The organism is Enterococcus sp. DIV0840 (assembly GCF_050527835.1).
GTDB classification, from domain to species: Bacteria; Bacillota; Bacilli; order Lactobacillales; family Enterococcaceae; genus Enterococcus_L; species Enterococcus_L ureasiticus.
On record NZ_CP172876.1, the window covers coordinates 416,275 to 434,762 of the forward strand.

Here is an 18,488-nt window from a genome sequence, read left to right on the forward strand (position 1 = left end):
TGAACTATTTCACTTTAGACAGTCGTTTATAACGATAAAAAGAAACTGTGAATTCTGCAGTATTAAAGGATTCGCAGTTTTTATATTATTCTTCATTGTTAAATTTTAAAATTCCATATCGTAATCAGCAATAAATAAGTTTATAATAGATGACAGTATACAAATATCGGAGGGTTCTCACGTGAAAAAACTGGGTTTTGATCCACAAAAGTACATTGAAGAACAATCAAAATATATTCTTGAAAGAGTTAATCACTATGATAAATTATATTTAGAATTTGGCGGTAAATTAATCGGCGATATGCATGCAAAACGTGTGTTACCAGGATTTGATGCAGATGCTAAAATCAAACTTTTACAAAAATTAAAAGATCAAGCTGAGATTTTGATTTGTGTTTACGCAGGTGATATTGAACGCAACAAAATTCGTGGCGATTATGGAATCACTTATGATATGGATATTTTACGCCAAATCGATGAATTAAGAGAGTACGGCTTAGCAGTTAATAGTGTGGTTATTACACGCTACAGCGGACAGCCGTCTACAAAAATGTTCATTAACAAGTTGGAACGAAGAGATATCAAAGTCTTTAAACATGGGGCGATTGAAGATTATCCATCAAATCTCGAAAAAATCGTCAGCGAAGAAGGCTTTGGTAAAAATGAGTATATCCCAACAACGAAACCAATCGTGGTCGTGACAGCACCAGGACCTGGTAGTGGGAAATTAGCGACATGTTTGAATCAACTGTATCATGAAAGTCGAAACGGTAAGACCGCCGGCTATTCAAAATTTGAAACCTTCCCAGTTTGGAATGTTCCGTTGAAGCATCCACTAAATATTGCCTATGAAGCAGCAACCGTTGATTTAAAAGATGTGAATATGATCGATTCATTCCATTTTGATAAATACCAAAAAGTTGCGGTCAACTATAATCGTGATGTGGAGACATTCCCTGTAATCAAACGAATCATTGAAAAAATTACAGGTGAAGAATCTATCTATCAATCGCCAACGGATATGGGTGTTAATCGTGTCGGTTTTGGGATCATCGATGATGACGTGGTGAAAGAAGCGTCTAAGCAAGAAATTATCCGTCGCTGTTTTGCCACAGAATGTGACTTTAAAAAAGGCTTGATCGATGAAGAAACAGTTAATCGTATTAAATTGATCATGGAAGAAGTCGAGCTGAAAAAAGAAGACCGAAAAGCGGTGCTTCCTGCTAGAGAGTATTCAGAACGATTAAGAGAACAAACCCAAAGTAATGATACACCTGCCGTTATTGCATTTGAGTTAACAGATGGCAGAATTGTAACAGGCAGAACCAGTAGTTTAATGGATTCTTGTTCATCGGCTATTTTGAATTCTATTAAGACCTTAGCCAATATATCGGATGAAATTTTATTGTTATCACCAGTGATTCTTGAAACGATTCAAACGATGAAAAGAAAAGATCTACACAGTAAAATTACAGCGTTAAAAGCCAATGAAATTTTGATTGCTTTAGCGATTAGTGCTGTTACGAACCCGACAGCACAATTGGCTTATGATAAGTTATCTGAATTAAATGATGTACAAGCACATTCTACTGTGATGTTGAGTAAGAATGATGAGCAAACGTTAAGAGAGTTAGGATTGGATATTACGAGTGATGCGGTTTATCCGTCTGAGAATTTGTATTATATTTAAGCTAGTTGTGAGAGATTGAAGATGGTCAAATAATACAAAAGTAGTTAATAAAATAACAGTTGAAAGCTGATCATTCACTTTCAACTGTTATTTAGTGTTTATACTCAGACCGTAATTATCAGTACATTGTAATTTTAGGAAAGCCAAATCCATAGAAAAGAACTGAGTGCAGCAACCCCTCCAGCAGCTAATGAAAAGACAATAATGATTTTTGCTTTATTCCAGCGATCCCTTGTTTTATTTCGTTTGGTTCTGGCTGCCTCAAGATCTTCCCCTTCTATAAAAGCAACAATTTCACTATAGGTTTGAACATCTCTTTCCTTTTTGATTTTCTCTATTTTTAAAGCCGCAATCATAGAGATTCCCCAAAGAACAAAAGAAATAATTGAGCCATACCAGCCCCAAAGTAACATAACAGGACCGATGGATAAAGCGGCCAGAACCATAAATACGAGCATGACCCAAGAGAGTCGATTCATTCTATCAGCCTCGATGTTTTGATTTTTTTTCATAATTTCTACATCTCCTTTGACTAATTCATCTAAAGTGACATCAAAAAAGTGCTTAAAGCAATCAAATTATGAATATCAGGATAAGTATGATCGTTCTCCCATTTAGAAATTGTTTGCCGTGTAACATAGATTTTTTCTGCAAGTTCCTCTTGAGAATACCCATCTCTTTCACGATAAATTTATAATTGCTTATTAAAGTTCATTTTACTGTCTCCTTTGAGTCTAAGATAATATAGAAGGGTCTATTTTGTCTGTCTATTAGCGTATACTTTGTTAAAAATAGGTGTGTATACAGGTGTTTACATTGGTAGAAATATTGATATAACTGGTTTTTCGAAAATAGGATCCAAGTCAAGAAGTAATGGTTCAAAAATAATTATGGCACAGGTTATCAATTAATTACAGTTGAAATAAAGAGTTTGAGGAAAGTACGACCAGCTAAATATGATATACTTATAGTACATAGCAAATGGAAAACTTAAAAAAGATGGGGAGAATAAGGCAGATTGTAATACACTATTTTGCGATCAAAAAAACATATATGCTAAGTCTATGTCGTTAATGGAAAACTATCCTTGGAGCAAGAAAGAGTTTTTGCATGATGTTTTTAGTTGGGTGGTTCTTCAGCATAGAACTTTGAATAAAATAATTGAAGCGGTTGATTGCATTTATTATTCTCTTATAACAGGTGGCTATTTTTTTGGAACGATCAAATCGACAAAAGCGGATTTGTATGGCAAGGAGAAGAAATCGAAAAAGATACATTTGTGTTAAAGGTGGGAATAGAAGAAGACGTTCCTCATTATTATTTTGACGAAGATGGAATAAAGCAGCTTTTTCCCGATGATAAGTGGGAAATGAATCATTCTTGCGGAACAAGTCGTGAATTATATTTAAAAAGCTCAGGAACTTTGGTCTTTTAATCCATTTAGATATACTACGCGGTGTGTACTTGTGAAAAAAATGGTAGAGTATTGAGCTGTTGTCGATTGTATAAATTACGTTGAGTTGTATAGGATAGAATAAACTGGATATGTTAGTAGTATTGGGATACTGGATAGAAAGTACGAGTAACAAATGATTGAAAAATTATTAAAGCAGCACAATTTGAGCACAAAATTCAACTGGGGGATTGCTGCAGTATTGCTACTATCTTTAGTCTAGACTTCCACAGTTAGTACCAACTACTACTGATGTGTATCAAAAAAACAAGTAGCCAGTTATCCAACTACTTGTTTAAATCAAACGATTCTTCAGTTTCTCTTTGGTTTCAATTTATTATGTTGCTTGAGCTAATGTTTTTAATATTCTCTCATGCTGATGCTTTAGTTGTTATTTTACAAATAAAACTAATGTACCAGGGTCAGATTGCCCTTCTAGTACGTTGACTCTCCTTTTATCTAAATTTGTTATCAAAATCATAATAGTAGTTTCTTTGTCTTGTTCATTAATATAGTCTAAATCCATGTTCGCGATTGGCTGAGTTGCAGAAATTTTATCCCCTTCTGAAACGTAAATTTCAAATCCCTCTCCCTTCAAAGCGACAGTATCAATTCCCATATGAATAAGGATTTCCAATCCTTCATTGCTTCTAATTGTTAGGGCGTGTTTGGTTGGAAATATACTTAAAACTTCACCGTCTATAGGAGATACGACTTCATTTGAAGTAGGAATGATAGCAAAACCATCCCCCATTATCCGGCTAGAAAACACTTCGTCAGACACTTTATCTAAATTGATTACCTCTCCAGTTGTAGGGGTAACTAATGCTAGATTTTTTTTTCTTTTTAAGCCAAACATACACACATCCTCCTTAAAAAATAATTATAAATAGGTTCCTCGAATCAGTTTTACAGTATCAAGCGTAATCTCTTTTGATAGACCTATATAATTTTCTGGTTTGAGTAGCTCTAACAGTTCTTCAGTAGAAAACATAGATTTCAGTAGTTCATGTTCAAGCAAGACTTCAGAATATTTTTTGTTATTGACTTCTGCATCGATTGCAAGTTCGTAGACCATTTCATGTGCTTGATCTTTTCCAATTTTTTCTGCTAACTTCATCATAATATATTCACTATTGTCGATCCCATGATTGATCGTTGCATTTTCATAGAGACGCTCATTATGAATATTTAAGGTCTTTGTTAAGTCAACTGTACGAATAATAATTTCACGCATCAATTCTACGGAATCTGTCAACAGTCCATCGAAAAGCATATTAGAAGTACTATCCGCTTCAAAAGGTCGTGCACTTGAAAAGTAACCAACCTGCGTTAATGAATATAATTTTTGAGCATTTGCTATAATTCCTTTAGATAATTTTGGATTAATCTTATGTGGCATCGTTGAACTGCCGATCGTTCCTTTTTTAAAGTTCTCAGACACTTCTCCAAACTCTTCTATAGAGGTCTGGAAAACTTCTTCTGCAATTTTATGAAAATTGTTTGCAAGAAGAGCTAATGCATTAATATATTCAATCTTTTGCGAATTAATTGATCGAGAGGGAATCATCATCACATCCATGTCCAACAACTCTCCAACACGTTTTTGTACGTCTAAACCAACTTTTCCTGTGGAATTGAATGCGCCCACTGCACCACCCATCATAATCGTAAAGACTCTTGGTTCAAGCTGTTCAAGTCTTTCCACGCTCATTAAAATCTCTGACATCCACGTAGAAACTTTATAACCAAATGTGATGGGAATGGCATGCTTGCCATGCGTTCTGCCGGCCATCACAGTCGATGCATTTTTTTCTGCTATATCCGCAAGATTTAATAGGATACTCTTTGTTAAATCAAGGAACTTTTGATTGAGCTGTTTTAAGATGATGTTTTGAGCACTTTGCTGAATATTTTGTGTTGTAGAACCGTAATGAATGTATTTTCCACTTTCTTCATCACAAGCTTGAACAAATACTTTAACAAAGGGAACAAAACCATGCCCCACTTTACGATAAATCTCATCCATTTTATCTAAATCTAACTTCTCAAATTTCGCATTTTTTTTAATATTTTCAGCTGCCCATGTTGGTATTACACCATATTCTGCTTGCGCTGTAGCCAGAGCGCTCTCAACATCTAACCATGTTTGGAGTTTTGTTTCTTTAGACAATAATTGATTGACGCCATAATCATCAAGGGTTTTACTCATTGAATCGGTTAAAGCCATGTTCATCACCTCTATTTCTTTTTCATTGCGGTATCTACTGCATTTCGAACAAATTCTACATAGGGACCAAAAACAATATGAATATGTCCTTCTTGTGGAAAGAATACCCCACTTGTTCCTGTATCTTTCAACATATCTTTATCTACAGCATCATTTTTTACCAAGTCTATACGCAAACGTGAAACACAATTATCAACGTTTTTGATGTTTTCAATTCCTCCGAGCCCTTTTATGACTAACTCTGCTATTTCATCATAACGTTTTTCCATTAACAGTGTTTTATCGCCCATGGATTTCTCTCTTCCGAGCGTTTCAAGATTAAATTTCTTAATCACAAATCGGAAAACAAAGTAGAATACAATAAAGTTTACAATTCCAAGTAAAACAAGATTTATCCAATGGGTCTTATCATAAAGTAAACCAAAAATACCAAAATCAAAAATCGTTCCACGAATATAGCCTATCGAAACATGTAAAAAGTTTAACGGGATAGACATCACTCCACATAAAACGGCATAAACAAAGAATAACTGAGGTGCAATAAATAAAAATGAAAACTCAATAGGTTCGGTTATATTTCCCAAGAAAGCTGTTAAAACAACCGTTAAAATTGCGCCTTTCGCAATTTTTTTGTTATCTACAAAAGACGTATGATACATGGCAAGACCAATAGCAGGGATACGGAAAAGAGTTGTTAACATTTGTCCGCTTGCGAGATAGCTAAATAGCTTAGGTCCTAATTGTGACCAGTATTGACTATCTGGTCCTAAATTGAATAATAAGTGATTTGCTGCATTCAAAATACCTACATATTTTTCGCCATCCATCACATACACACCACCAGCTTCGGTAAAACGTACGACGGATGCAAGAACATGATGTAAGCCAAAGGGAATACACAACCTATGAGCTGTCCAATACAAGCCAACACCAAACGTATCATTCATGAATATTGGACTAATAAAAATCAAGAACTTAGTAAATAGCGCCCAAACAACTGGAAGAACTAAACCAATCGGAATCATTAATAAGAATGTTGCAATCGCCACGAATTTTTTCCCGCCAAAGAAAGCAAAAGCAAGTGGTAATTCCTTCGTATACCATTTTTCACAACAATAGGCTGCTAATAAACCTGCAATAATCCCACCAGCAGCTTCAAGTTTTAACGTCTGAATGCCTAAAACCAACCCTTGACCAACCTCACTCATTTTTTCAGGATTAGCAAGTGTACCCGTAATGGTTAAGTATACATTCATTACGACTTGCAGAGTCAAATAACCTAACACAGATGAAAAAATAGCAATTCCCTTATCTCTTTTACTCATTCCATACGCAACACCCATTGCAAATAACAAAGGAATGTTCTCGAAAACAACAGAAGAAATTGTTTTCAAGCTAATTAAAATTTGTTGTAAAGTATCATTGCCTAACCAGGATGCTTTTTCAATTAAATAGCTTTGTGTCAAGGCATTAGTTAACCCCATAATCATGCCGATAGGAGCCATCACTCCAATTGGTAACAAAAGTGAACGACCAAATGTTTGAACCCCTTTTTTTAAATTCGATTTCTTTTTCATTTCTTCTCTTCTCTCCTAACTTATTTATGCCTATATAGTACGATGAATCCGTTTTCTATAAAATGTCATATTTTGAAAAGGAACTTTTTCAAATAATGACCATTCACTTATTGTTTGTACGCTGTGATATAATAAAATAAATTTTTTAAAGGGAGTTACGAAATGCCAATCAATGAATTTTCTATTTTAATCGCAAATAGGATACAAGAAAAATCCAATGTTACCATTTCTTATTTAGCCTATCGATATGAGAGATCTCCCTCAACGATTCGCCGTACGATTTTAGAATTAAATGATCATATAGCGTTAGAGAAACAATTCATTATTACAGATGCCACAATTATCAGTCAATTGAGCTATACAGATTTAATTCATGCGATTAGTGCTCTGAAGATTACCGATTATGCCACAAATAGTTACGAGAGATTAGACTATTTAATGGTTATCTCTTTTACAGAAAAGTACATTAATTTGACAACGATGTATAATGAGTTGGAGATTAGTCAATCCACTCGGAAAAAAGATCGAACGTTGTTTTCTGATTTACTAAAGGAACGAGAATTTGTCATTAAAAGTTTCCCTTCAAAAGGAATACAGGTCATAGGAGAGGAACAACATTATCGAATAGAATTAGCCAAAATTCTTGCAAAAGTAATAGAAATAGATGAAAACAATCGAATTGTAGAACGTTTAGCAAATAATCCAATCCAAAAACTGATTTACTTAGCATTTTCGCAGTATATGTCGAAGAATATCATTGATATGAACTATATTGAAGAGCTGCTAAATAAACATGAAGTTCGCATCAATTACTCAAGTAAAAAATTTTTGTTTGTTTATTATTTAATCGCTTTTTGTCGGATTCGGGAAGATCAGAACGTTAGAGAAACCAATTTTTCGGAAATACCAGATTTTTTCTTTTTTAACGAAAAAGATGAAAACAATTTAATTAATGCCATATTGGCTTCGTTAGATTATAATAAAAAGCTGTCTATTCCAACTAGTCCAGAGCTAGTTGAACAATGTGATCAATTTGTTGAAAAGGTGGAACAAAATATTGTAACAACCTTTTATACAAGAACTGTATTGATTCAAGAAATCTATGATTATATCTATAAAGTAAAAATAAGGAACACATTGAAGTATGATTTTTATGATAATAAATTAGATCATGTTTCAGAAGAATTACCATTTTTATTTAAGCAAGTGACAAACGCTTATCGACACAGAATAGAACCGACTATTTCTATGAGTAAAGAACAGCTTTCAACGCTGGTTCTTATTTTTCGAAAACACGTATTAAAAAATAAAATAATGGGTCGTAATACCAAAAAGATTGTCATTATAAGTAATTCAGCAAAAGAAAAAACGGCTTTTTTTGCTGAACAATTGACCTATCATTTTGATGTTGACATTATTGACACTCTTCATATCAATGAATTATATTTACTTAATCATTTAAACTTCGATACGTTGATTACTTTCTCAAATAGAATATCAAAATCATTACAGAATTTAGATTTTCCTATTATTAAAACACTTTATTTTCTTCATCATGAAGAAATTGATTATCTCTTGAAATTAAGTTTTTCTAGCAATTCACATCGAAAATTAGTAGCTGAAGAATTTGTTGAAAAGGTTCAATCAATCGAAAACGGTCAATTATCTGAGTGTTTAAAAGAAGTTTATCCTAACTTTTTCGTATGATAGGTTATTTGTTGTCTTAGAGAAGGTGAATGGGATTGGAGAATAAAAGAGAGCCGTGGGGTTCTATAATACTTGAATAGAAAAAACTGTCATGAGTTATTCCTGACAGTTTTTCTTATAGCGGACTAGATTATTATTTCTGCTCTTTTTAATTCAAAAGACAAGTAGTTGATTATCTAAGTCTTGTCTAAATTTATCGTTATTTAATATCAGTTTGGCTAATACTGCTGAACTTTAAAATCCTATTTGCCGCTAGAATTTTAATCAAACTGTTTTTCATTTTTTCTTTTACAGCTATTATTCTTGCTTCCGCTTGGAACAACAGAGAGAATCATACCAAAGTTATATCTTACTCCACTTAAGTATTATTTCTAGAATTAAAAAACGACGAATCATCTATCCGTCGTTTTAGCGTTATGTTCATTATATAAGTACTGTTTAAACCGATTCTTGATCGTATAACCAATAGAACGATAACTTATTGCCATCAGGATCAGAGAAATCAACGTATCGAATGATACCTGGTACATCCTCTATCACCTCGTCAACGATTACGCCAAGTGTTTTTAAACGTTCAAATTCTGTGTCTAAATCTTCCACCTCTAAACGTAAAACGTTCTCTGAAATAGTCATTTTTTCTTCGAACAGTTGAATCCAAACAGAACCAATTTGATACTCAATAACGCCTTCAACAGGGATAAGTTTCTCATCACTCATAAGAAGTTTTTCATACCAACTTGCAGTCTTCTCCAAATTACTTACTGGTAGACCTACAGTGATACTCTTTACATTTAAACCCATAAACATTTCCTCCATTTCATTAACTTACAATTATTTTATCATTTCATGATCAAATAATATTATCCTAGATTGTGTTCTTTAAACGGGAGATCAAAAGTTTTCCCACATTCACTAATATGGGTGGGTCTTCTGGTATTGGTTCTCTTAGCTTAATCGTGTAATGATTGCCAGAACAATTCGGGAAAGATAATCTTTCATCTTCTTTACCTCGTAAACTATTGCCTAAGTTAAAGTAAGATAGAACATTATTGGAACGGCTTATCCCGCAAGCCAATAAATAATAGTCTCCTCTTGGAATATTATTCAATTTATTTCCTATTAAGTTTTTAGTAGCTAATCCAGATATAGGCATATGATTCGGTATAAGTGTACGGAAAAGTCCAATAAATAGGATCCCTTTTTCAAATCCAGCCGGTACTTCAATCGTTACTGTGCAAAAAGAATGACTCTTTTCTTCAAAATGCGCTATCGACTGATCCTTATCATCCGTTTCAAAACGTTTCATATCATCAAAAAGCGCACTCATTTCAGTTTTGTACGCTCTAGGAGAACTTCCTGTATATTTTTTAAACGTATTCGTGAAACTACCGCTGCTTTCAAAACCTGAACGTTCTTGTAGGTCGAGTATTCGCTTTTCTTCATCAAGTTCAAAGATCGCCTTTTCAACTTTTAAACTAGAGAGAAATTCAGCAACACTGAATCCATTGATTTCTTTAAATTTCCGACTAAAGTGATGTTTATCATAACCAAAGTGAACGGCAATTTCCTCACTTGTCATTTTTCTACTAACAGCTTCTTCTGAAATGAAAGAAAGAATTTCAGGCATCTTTGTTTTAATTTTTATTCCTCCTTTAAAGAAAAAGCCTTGAGAATCCCTATAAATAAGGATTTCCAAGCTTGTTGTATCATGCCCACTCGATAAACTAATAGAATCTATAAGCTGGAAATCACCAGTTTAAAAGGGTTTAAGCTAATTTGAATAGTTTAAAAAGCAGTTAGTTTATAAGAGTTAGTATCAAAGTGGTGCTAAGTTTTCAAAGATAACTTTCTCCAAAAGTTCAAGATGGGAATGAATCACACCGTCCATATATGCTTTATAAACTTGTTCCTTATCTGCGGGATTCAATTCCAGTACATATCCTTTTTCTAATGCTAGACAGCGAATAGCTTCTCTTTGACCTCGGCCATTTCCTTCTCGAAATGGGTGCATATGGTTTAAATCATCTAATATAGTAGCAAGCTGTTTACTAATCTCTATTTTTGAGAGATTTCCAGATAAAAATTCTTGAATCAAACCATTAATATACTGCTGACCTTGTGGGAAAGATTGGAACGCCATGAAGGGATAACCTTGTTTACTGATATTGACTTTGCGATATTCACCAGCCCAAGTGTACATATCCTGAAAAAGATACTTATGAATGTCCTTAATAGAGTCCATAGAGTTGACTAAAATGGGATTTTCAGCTAATTCAGCTATCCTGTTAGATACAAAAAGATGTTCAGTTAAATGTAACTTTTCTAAATCGTCAATAGCAGGAATATTTTTTAAAACCTTTGAATTAGGGTAAGTGTAAAGATTCTCGTTATCTATATAGTTATAATTGTTATTCATGAGTTAATTTCCTAAGACAAAAGTAAGAATATCATTTCTGCTTTTCTTTCCATCATGAATGTCTTTTAGAAGCTGAACCATGTCTTTTGTTGGCTCGAAGCCCTCATACATACTTGAACCTAAAGAGTTCTTCATTATGGTATATTCTTTTTTTGTTTGAAATTGTACACCTTGAATGGATAATTCTTGTTCATTTAGTTCAATTTGAAATGCCATAATAACCCCTCCTTGTGTTTGTTCATTATACTATGTTTTTTAGCTGTTTTCAAAAAAACAAGTAGTTAGATAGTTAACTACTTGTTTAAATCTATTGCTCATCAGTATTAGTTCGGCTAATACTGATGAACTTTAAAATCCCATTTTGCGGCTAGGATTTTAAATCAAAATGTTTTTCAGTTTCTTTTTGGTTTTAAGTTTTTGTGTTTCTTGAGTTAATGTTTTTAGTATTCGCTCATGCTCATAAAAGAGGTTATCGGGAATAGAGTGATTATGGATGTTGTTTTTTATTAAACTGAATGTTTCGTGCCAGTTCTTTAATTGTTGGATTTTCCAGAGATGAATAATACAATATTTGATGATGAATAAATAAAGATGCCCATATTGAAATTAAGTAGGGATTAAAGAACTAGTATAACTTATAAGTTAGTTAACTTTGTTGACATTTACATATAAGTACTTGTATAATGCCAGTAGTAAGTACCACGAAATCCGTGGTTTAATTTAAAAAAACTATAAGTAGTTTTTAGACAAAATAAAAAGTCAGTGCTCGAACACTGACTTATAAGTAAGTTGTTTTTTTGACTAGAAGCTCAGATTTTCATGTTGCTCTTATCTTGGACTGGGAAGTTTAGATAAGGGCTTTTTGTTTATTTTTTAAAGCTATCATAGCATTTTAAAACAAATGTACATGCTGCCAAAAGTAGATAAAGGCCTTGATACATTGTCATAGGCATCTCCTCCATAGAATTACTAGAGCTAATGCCATGTATCCAACTTACACTAATAAGTATATATTTCTCAAGAAATAAGTCAATACTTAGGCACTATATATAGTGTTTAAGTATTAGATGAATGAGTTCAAAATGATGTTTTAAGGACATTTTTTTACAACGCCAAAAGTAGGGAAATGTCCATTTTTATAATAATCTCTTAAAGCGATCAATCCATCTGTTTGAATATCATGGATTTTTTCACAATTAACAAGTTTTTCCATAGCTTCTTTGAAAGTACCAACAGTGTCTTCGTAATCATCGTTAGAATCTGAAGTGTAGTTTCTAAACATTAATTGATTTTGGTCATCAAAATATACAATATGAATAGCAACTGTATAGGGAGCAAAGCCACCAGAAGAAAACTCTCTCCCAATGGTTGAATAACCAGAAAAGCCTATATAACTTTAGATAAACTGATTGAAGCATTTGGAATGTCTTATAAAGACTTTTTTGAGATTGAGGAAGATAATGAACTAGAGAAACTTAAAAAATTGTCTCCTAAAGAAAAAGAGGATTTGCTCGTTCAATGTATAAAAATAAGCGACGTGCTCAATAAAGAGTAAATCGCTTTGCTTTATATTTAATAGGTGTCTAAGGCCACAACGAATTTAAGAATGGCTTAGAACTTCTAGTTTTTCCAAAAGGGGTAATTCTTTAGCATTTCTCAAAAAAATAAAGAAGGCATATTGTAGAATGTAAGCAAATTTTCTAATTAAGAATAAAAAATTTGGTGCTTGTTTTCTGATATATGAGAAAAATGAGTAGCTAATTGGTCATTCCATATTTTATGGTCATATGCAGGCATATTTACAGAAAGAAATTCTAAATTTTTTAATGAGAGAATTGGGCTGTAATCATGATTCAATAGCCGAAACCCTGTTGTTCTAAAATTTTTAAGTTGTGGTAAATTTTTTAAAAATTCTAAACTTTCCACTTTAACTAAATTATCCATACCACTGTGAATTCCTAATTGTTGAAGATTATGCAAGATTCTAAAAGAAGAATAATCAATAACGCCTACTGTTTTTAAAATTAATACTTCAAGTTTGGTGAGTGAGCTAACTGGAGAAATGTCCTTAGCTGAGGCACCAGCGCATAAAGATAAGTATCTGAGATTTTTTAATTGTTTAATTGGTGTTAAATCAGGATAAACTCCCCATTTAATATAAAGTTCTTCTAAATTTTTTTGAGTGCAGATAGCATTAAATAATTTTTGATTCATTCTTCCAGTGACATGAAGTTTTTTTATTTTTTCAGGATTATTTTCAAAAAAAGCTATCCAGTCATTTAAAATTTTATCTCTTTCATTCTTCTTTGGAAACCGTTCTTTACTTAACTGTGTGCAAAATAAAGTAAATTCCTCTTCCTCTTGGTAATCATCAAAAGTAACTAAAGATTTACTTATAAATTGAGTAAACTGATAGTTGTATGCTTTCATTAAGACTCTCACTTTCTGTGTTATTTTATATAAAAAGCCAGCCATTTCTGACTGACTTAGAGGTTACAAACGTGGTCACACAAGCTACCAAATTTGCATAATTTTTTTTTTTAGGAATAATTGAATGGTGCAAAACCCCTTATAAATCAATGGATTTGTGAGTCATTCACCTGTACATTATTCCCACTCAACAGTAGCAGGTGGCTTACTCGTAATATCATAAACAATCCGATTGACATGATCCACTTCATTCACGATCCTCACAGAAATCTTCTGCAAAACATCCCGAGGAATTCTAGCAAAATCAGCTGTCATCCCATCAATCGAAGTAACTGCACGAATACCCACAGTATAATCATACATACGGCCATCACCCATCACGCCCACACTACGGATGCCAGGTAACACAGTAAAGTATTGCCAAATATCACGATCTAAACCAGCCTTGGCAAACTCTTCACGTAAAATCGCATCAGAATCACGCACGATTTCCAATTTATCTTCGGTAATTTCACCAAGAACACGAATAACCCATTTAAAAAAACAGTAGCATTATTTTTAGGCGACGTAATTCTAAAGGTATTTTGGATGGCTCTTCCATTATTTTGCATTAAAAAAGGTGCCTACTTATTTTTTGTCAATAATTAGAAAGTATAGAGCCTCAAAAAAACATATTTTATATAGTTTTATGCGTGTATATAAACTTAATACAATAGTTTATTTTAATAACATTTTCTGAAGTTATGTATATACACTACGAAAAGAACTTTAAGTAATTTTTAAATTACATGTTGACTTTTTTATGTTTGTGCTATATAGTTTAATTTAGAAAGTGAGAGGTTGATTATATTTTGGTTATAATTGAGTTAGTTGACGTTTATAGAAGTATCACAAATAAAATTATTCTTAAAAAAATAAATTTATCAATTGTAAACGGGGAATTTGTTTTTATTATTGGGAAAAGTGGTTCTGGTAAGTCAACACTTTTGAAAACGTTATCTTTAGGTGGGGGAGTCAATGAAGGGAAAATAATTTTCAATAAGAAGTTGATGGATCAAAATAATAAATCAGAAATGAATTATTACAGAAGAAATATTGGCTTTATTTTTCAAGACTTTCGATTAATTCAAGACTTAAATGTATTTGAAAATGTGGCATACCCATTGGAGGTTCAAGGGATCTACAATGGAGAAGAAGTTCGAAAGAAAGTATTAGAGGCCTTAGAGACAGTAGATTTAATTGGTTTTGAAAATAGATTTCCTAACCAATTGTCAGGTGGTGAAAAGCAAAGGGTAGCAATTGCTCGAACTTTAGTTGGAGATTTTCAAATACTTATTGCTGATGAGCCTACAGCGAATTTAGATCCAAGTAGTGCAGATAACATAATGGATTATTTAAAGAAGATAAACAGAGAAGGTCAAACTATTATTATGGCTACCCATAATTTAAGAATTGTAAATCAGCAGAACAATAGAATTATTGAGTTAAATAACGGAGAAATAATAAGGGATGAAAAAAATGGACAATACTACAAAGAATAAACATTCTATCATCTATATCAAAAATATTTTTTATAGAAGTATGAAAATTAGACGGAGAAAGTTAGGAGAAACAATTTATAGTGATGTTTCAACATTAATGTTTTTCTTTTTTGAATTTTTGCTTCTTTATTTGTTAAATATTTTTCGTTTAGCCTCTAATTCGATAGAAAAATCAATTAATAATTCAACTGTAGATGACATACAGGTTGTTAATACGGAGACTGATTTGAAATTTCTATTATTAACTATAAAAATAGGTTTGCTTATAATGATAGTTGGATTCATAATTTTCGGAATTTTCAGATTTTTCATTTATTTAATTCAAAAAATTATTGCTCAAAAGGATGATATTGAGACAAAATTATTACTGGGAGCTACACCTACATATATTTCTTTTGAAATTGTAATAGAAGTATGTTATTTGATTCCTATTTTTTTAATTTTAGGGTATCTATTGGCGGGGATATTTATAAACAAATTTTTGTATTTACTAATGGAGATGTTTCCGATTGGAAGCACATTCAGGAATGGGCTTCATATTTTTAGTATAGTAAAAATGTTTAGTATAGTTTTGGGAATAATGTGTTTGTTCGCTATCAGTATACTTTTTGTTAAGAAAAGAATATTGAAAATAGTTTATTTGAATTGAAGTATTGTATGATTTAAAAATAATAGATTGTCTAAAATTTTTAAATCTTTATCAATAAATAAATTTTTAATTGGAGGAATAGAGATGAAAAAAATGAGTGTAAAAGAAACAAAACAAGTAAAAGCAGGTTGGACTTGTTGGTTCCCGTATTGTGGAGCGAAAGGAACAAATGTTGGTGCAGGATTGCGTCATGCTCAAATTAATTATCTTCATGGACCATTTATGAGCATATAGTATAACCTAGTTTAAAATTGAGGAATAAACTAGTTATTTAAAGTTTATTCTATGATGAGATTAAAATGAAAAATAAGATAGAAAGTAGCATTTGACAATCTATGCTGCTTTTTATTTTGAGAAAGAAGGGTTTTATTATGTTCGGCTATGGTGTCATGCAACAAAATCAAAGAGATTGTTCTGTAGCTTGCTTGGCGACAGTTATTAGAATTTTTGGTGGAAATATATCAATGATTAGATTAAGGGAATTAATTAAGGTTGATAATCAAGGAGGAACCATTTTTGGTGTTTTGGAGGCAAGTAAAAAGGTTGGGTTGGAGGCAGAAGCGTTAAGTGGATCGTTTAAAGAGTTTACTGATGAGATAGAAAATGAGAGTATCAAGTTTCCTTGTATAGCACACGTTACTACTTTGGAGGGCATGTCTCATTTTGTAGTTTTAATTAATATGACTAAAGAAAAAATAGAATTATTTGATCCAGGCTTTGGTAAAAAAGAGGTTTCATATGCTGATTTTGAAAAGTTATGGACAGGTAATTTAATAACATTTTCAAAAACAAATTCAACTTATTTGGAAAAAGAGGATAAATTGAAGCCTTTAAAAAAATATATCAATCTTTTTGAAGATAAATTCTCGATAATAGTTATTATTACAATATTTTCAATCATATTATCTATTTCTTCTATAGCTGTTTCTTATGTATATAAAATTATTATTGATAAAGTAATTTTGGGTAATGATCTAAAGTTAACAAATGATTCTATGGGAGTATTTGCAAAGTTATTTGACTATTTGCTTAGCAACTTACCAGCACTGCTGTTTGGGATGTTATTATTTTTCGGTATACAAGGAATAATAAGTATTTTTCGAGCCGTTTTGGTTTCTAACTTATCAAAAAAAATGAATGATGATTTATATTCTAAGTTTATCAATCACTTATTAAAGTTAGAGGAATCCTTTTTTCATAGTCGTGATACGGGAGAAATTATATCAAGATATCAAACAATCATGGACATTCAACAAATGATTTCTAAAGTAGTATTGACAGTTATTCTAGAGTTTTTTTCTTTAATTACTGCATCATTTATACTAATAAATATAAATATAAATTTATTTGTTTTGACATGTGCAATGGCAATTATTTATGTTGTTATAACTCTTATATTTGTTAAACCCATTAATATTCTAAATAAAAATAAAATTGAAGTAAATGGATCAGCAGTAATGTCTATATCTGAATCAATACAAGGAATAGAGACTATAAAGACAGAAGTTTTAGAAGAAAAATATGCAATAAAATTTATGAAATCTATTGATAAGCTAACTAACTATGTAAGAAAAGAAATACAAATTAATAATATATTGATGAGTATTATAACGATAGTAGAAAGCATTTTTATGCTTTTGATTCTATTTAAAGGTGCAACCTACATTGCTCTAGATTTATTGACTCTTGGAAGCTTGGTTCTATTTTTAAGTTTAGTTCCATTTTTTATTTTACCTATAAAAAATCTTATGGGAATTCAACCAGATATTCAAAAAATGCATGCTTCAATTGGAAAATTGAATGATATACTAGAAACACCCGTTGAACAAGGGGATCTGCAGTTACTCTCTAAAGATAATGACAAAGAATCTGCGATTGTTTTAAAAAGCATTAGTCATTCTTATAATTTTGATAATGAATGTTTGAAAGAAATAAATATTAAAATTAAAAAAAATGAGAAGGTAGCTATTGTGGGGAAAAGTGGTTCCGGGAAATCTACGCTACTTAAAATTATTTCTAGTTTAATTACTCCGGAAAAAGGAGAACTGCTAATTTCAAAAAATATAAATATTTCTACAAAAAAAGAGTATAGAGAGAGAATAGGGTACATTTCTCAAAAATGCGATTTATTTACAGGAACAATTAAAGATAATCTTTTTTTGAATACGGATGAAGATAGTATTGAGAAATATAATGATATTTTAGACATAATAGGTTTCAATGATTTCATTAAAACATGTCCATTAGGCGTGGAAACACAAGTGACTGAACAGGGAAATAACTTTTCTGGTGGGCAAAAACAAATGATTGTGCTTGCGAGATTAGTAATTTCAAAAGCTCATTTTTTATTTTTAGATGAAGGCACGAGTAATTTAGATTCTTTAGGAGAAAAAAAAATAATTGAATATATGACTAAAAAGATGGCAAATAAAACTATAATTTCTGTTTTTCATAACCTTAATTTAGCCAAATATTTTGATAAAGTTATAGTGATGGAGGAAGGGGAAATTATGGGAATAGGCACACATAAAGAATTATTAAAAACTAATTATATTTATCAACAACTTAACAGTGAAAAGGAGTAACTAAAATGACAATTGTAGCTTATATATATAATTTCTGTAGTTTTTTATTTATGTTAGGAATTATTCTTGGAGTATATAGTTTTAAAAATGAAATTGATTCAAAAAATTTCTGTGGCTTTTTTATCAATTGGGATGTTTATTCCATATATTATTAGTCTTATAACGCAGTTTTTTTTCCATGAACATTGAAATTTTTTATGAAAAATAAAC

At 31.6% G+C, this 18,488-nt stretch carries 16 protein-coding genes and 2 pseudogenes; 7 read left to right on the plus strand and 11 right to left on the minus strand.

All coding sequences use genetic code 11. The features are described 5' to 3' along the window. Window positions 1–181: 181 nt before the first annotated feature. Window positions 182–1,690 (plus strand): DUF1846 domain-containing protein, encoded by a 1,509-nt coding sequence (locus IGL98_RS02090; protein WP_206912563.1) that lies wholly within the window; start codon window positions 182–184, stop codon window positions 1,688–1,690. Window positions 1,691–1,824: 134 nt separating this feature from the next. On the opposite strand, the pseudogene IGL98_RS02095 reads toward IGL98_RS02090, so the two are convergent. Further along, window positions 1,825–2,381: pseudogene (locus tag IGL98_RS02095) on the minus strand (helix-turn-helix domain-containing protein). Window positions 2,382–2,864: 483 nt separating this feature from the next. Here IGL98_RS02095 and IGL98_RS02100 point away from each other — a divergent pair. Then, window positions 2,865–3,125, plus strand: a complete 261-nt coding sequence (locus IGL98_RS02100) for a hypothetical protein (RefSeq protein ID WP_242590255.1) — start codon at window positions 2,865–2,867, stop codon at window positions 3,123–3,125. Window positions 3,126–3,534: 409 nt separating this feature from the next. Here IGL98_RS02100 and IGL98_RS02105 read toward each other — a convergent pair whose 3' ends face one another. Genes IGL98_RS02105 through IGL98_RS02115 form a run of 3 tightly spaced genes read right to left on the minus strand, consistent with a single transcriptional unit; the run spans window position 3,535 to window position 6,950 of the window. Next, entirely contained in the window at window positions 3,535–4,002 is a 468-nt protein-coding gene (locus IGL98_RS02105) for a PTS sugar transporter subunit IIA (RefSeq protein WP_206841311.1), read from the minus strand. A gap of 24 nt (window positions 4,003–4,026) precedes the next feature. Continuing rightward, a complete protein-coding gene (locus tag IGL98_RS02110; protein ID WP_206841309.1) occupies window positions 4,027–5,373 on the minus strand; it encodes a class-II fumarase/aspartase family protein in 1,347 nt (448 codons plus the stop codon). Window positions 5,374–5,384: 11 nt separating this feature from the next. After that, window positions 5,385–6,950: a PTS transporter subunit EIIC gene (locus IGL98_RS02115; RefSeq protein WP_206841307.1), complete on the minus strand. Its 1,566-nt coding sequence runs from the start codon at window positions 6,948–6,950 to the stop codon at window positions 5,385–5,387. Window positions 6,951–7,112: 162 nt separating this feature from the next. On the opposite strand from IGL98_RS02115, the gene IGL98_RS02120 reads away from it, so the two are divergent. Further along, the gene (locus IGL98_RS02120) at window positions 7,113–8,657 is read left to right on the plus strand and encodes a helix-turn-helix domain-containing protein (protein WP_206912571.1); all 1,545 of its coding nucleotides are present in this window, start codon (window positions 7,113–7,115) and stop codon (window positions 8,655–8,657) included. 438 nt (window positions 8,658–9,095) lie between these two features. On the opposite strand, the gene IGL98_RS02125 is transcribed toward IGL98_RS02120, so the two are convergent. The 7 genes and pseudogenes from IGL98_RS02125 to IGL98_RS02155 form a co-directional block, all read right to left on the minus strand. Beyond that, on the minus strand, window positions 9,096–9,458 hold the full coding sequence (locus IGL98_RS02125; protein WP_206841303.1) for a VOC family protein: 363 nt from the start codon (window positions 9,456–9,458) through the stop codon (window positions 9,096–9,098). 64 nt (window positions 9,459–9,522) lie between these two features. Beyond that, complete coding sequence (locus IGL98_RS02130; RefSeq protein ID WP_206841349.1) at window positions 9,523–10,296, minus strand: helix-turn-helix domain-containing protein; 774 nt, start codon at window positions 10,294–10,296, stop codon at window positions 9,523–9,525. A gap of 177 nt (window positions 10,297–10,473) precedes the next feature. Next, window positions 10,474–11,073 (minus strand): Fic/DOC family protein, encoded by a 600-nt coding sequence (locus tag IGL98_RS02135; protein ID WP_206841302.1) that lies wholly within the window; start codon window positions 11,071–11,073, stop codon window positions 10,474–10,476. A 3-nt stretch (window positions 11,074–11,076) separates the two neighbouring features. Next, window positions 11,077–11,289, minus strand: a complete 213-nt coding sequence (locus IGL98_RS02140) for a hypothetical protein (protein WP_069635547.1) — start codon at window positions 11,287–11,289, stop codon at window positions 11,077–11,079. Window positions 11,290–12,163: 874 nt separating this feature from the next. Continuing rightward, on the minus strand, window positions 12,164–12,463 hold the full coding sequence (locus IGL98_RS02145) for a sce7725 family protein (RefSeq protein ID WP_206841347.1): 300 nt from the start codon (window positions 12,461–12,463) through the stop codon (window positions 12,164–12,166). A 314-nt stretch (window positions 12,464–12,777) separates the two neighbouring features. Next, a complete protein-coding gene (locus IGL98_RS02150; RefSeq protein ID WP_206912572.1) occupies window positions 12,778–13,503 on the minus strand; it encodes a hypothetical protein in 726 nt (241 codons plus the stop codon). A gap of 177 nt (window positions 13,504–13,680) precedes the next feature. Continuing rightward, window positions 13,681–14,031 (minus strand): annotated as a pseudogene (locus IGL98_RS02155) (glutamine-hydrolyzing GMP synthase); the annotation flags it as partial. A 323-nt stretch (window positions 14,032–14,354) separates the two neighbouring features. On the opposite strand from IGL98_RS02155, the gene IGL98_RS02160 reads away from it, so the two are divergent. From IGL98_RS02160 to IGL98_RS02175, 4 genes are all read left to right on the plus strand, one after another. Continuing rightward, a complete protein-coding gene (locus tag IGL98_RS02160) occupies window positions 14,355–15,044 on the plus strand; it encodes a cell division ATP-binding protein FtsE (protein WP_206841297.1) in 690 nt (229 codons plus the stop codon). Further along, on the plus strand, window positions 15,013–15,693 hold the full coding sequence (locus IGL98_RS02165; RefSeq protein ID WP_206912574.1) for a hypothetical protein: 681 nt from the start codon (window positions 15,013–15,015) through the stop codon (window positions 15,691–15,693). Before IGL98_RS02160 ends, IGL98_RS02165 begins: the two co-directional genes overlap by 32 nt. Window positions 15,694–15,777: 84 nt before the next feature. After that, window positions 15,778–15,927, plus strand: coding sequence for a hypothetical protein (locus tag IGL98_RS02170; protein ID WP_206841291.1), 150 nt, complete (start codon window positions 15,778–15,780; stop codon window positions 15,925–15,927). A gap of 137 nt (window positions 15,928–16,064) precedes the next feature. Continuing rightward, window positions 16,065–18,278 (plus strand): peptidase domain-containing ABC transporter, encoded by a 2,214-nt coding sequence (locus IGL98_RS02175; protein WP_206912575.1) that lies wholly within the window; start codon window positions 16,065–16,067, stop codon window positions 18,276–18,278. Window positions 18,279–18,488: the final 210 nt, after the last annotated feature.

Coding starts and splice junctions, on each gene's coding strand:
- IGL98_RS02150 (WP_206912572.1), bottom strand. CDS start 13,503: ATGAAAGCATACAACTATCAGTTTACTCAATTTATAAGTAAATCTTTA.
- IGL98_RS02175 (WP_206912575.1), top strand. CDS start 16,065: ATGTTCGGCTATGGTGTCATGCAACAAAATCAAAGAGATTGTTCTGTA.
- IGL98_RS02165 (WP_206912574.1), top strand. CDS start 15,013: ATGAAAAAAATGGACAATACTACAAAGAATAAACATTCTATCATCTAT.
- IGL98_RS02140 (WP_069635547.1), bottom strand. CDS start 11,289: ATGGCATTTCAAATTGAACTAAATGAACAAGAATTATCCATTCAAGGT.
- IGL98_RS02105 (WP_206841311.1), bottom strand. CDS start 4,002: ATGTTTGGCTTAAAAAGAAAAAAAAATCTAGCATTAGTTACCCCTACA.
- IGL98_RS02170 (WP_206841291.1), top strand. CDS start 15,778: ATGAAAAAAATGAGTGTAAAAGAAACAAAACAAGTAAAAGCAGGTTGG.
- IGL98_RS02115 (WP_206841307.1), bottom strand. CDS start 6,950: ATGAAAAAGAAATCGAATTTAAAAAAAGGGGTTCAAACATTTGGTCGT.
- IGL98_RS02120 (WP_206912571.1), top strand. CDS start 7,113: ATGCCAATCAATGAATTTTCTATTTTAATCGCAAATAGGATACAAGAA.
- IGL98_RS02135 (WP_206841302.1), bottom strand. CDS start 11,073: ATGAATAACAATTATAACTATATAGATAACGAGAATCTTTACACTTAC.
- IGL98_RS02110 (WP_206841309.1), bottom strand. CDS start 5,373: ATGGCTTTAACCGATTCAATGAGTAAAACCCTTGATGATTATGGCGTC.
- IGL98_RS02125 (WP_206841303.1), bottom strand. CDS start 9,458: ATGGGTTTAAATGTAAAGAGTATCACTGTAGGTCTACCAGTAAGTAAT.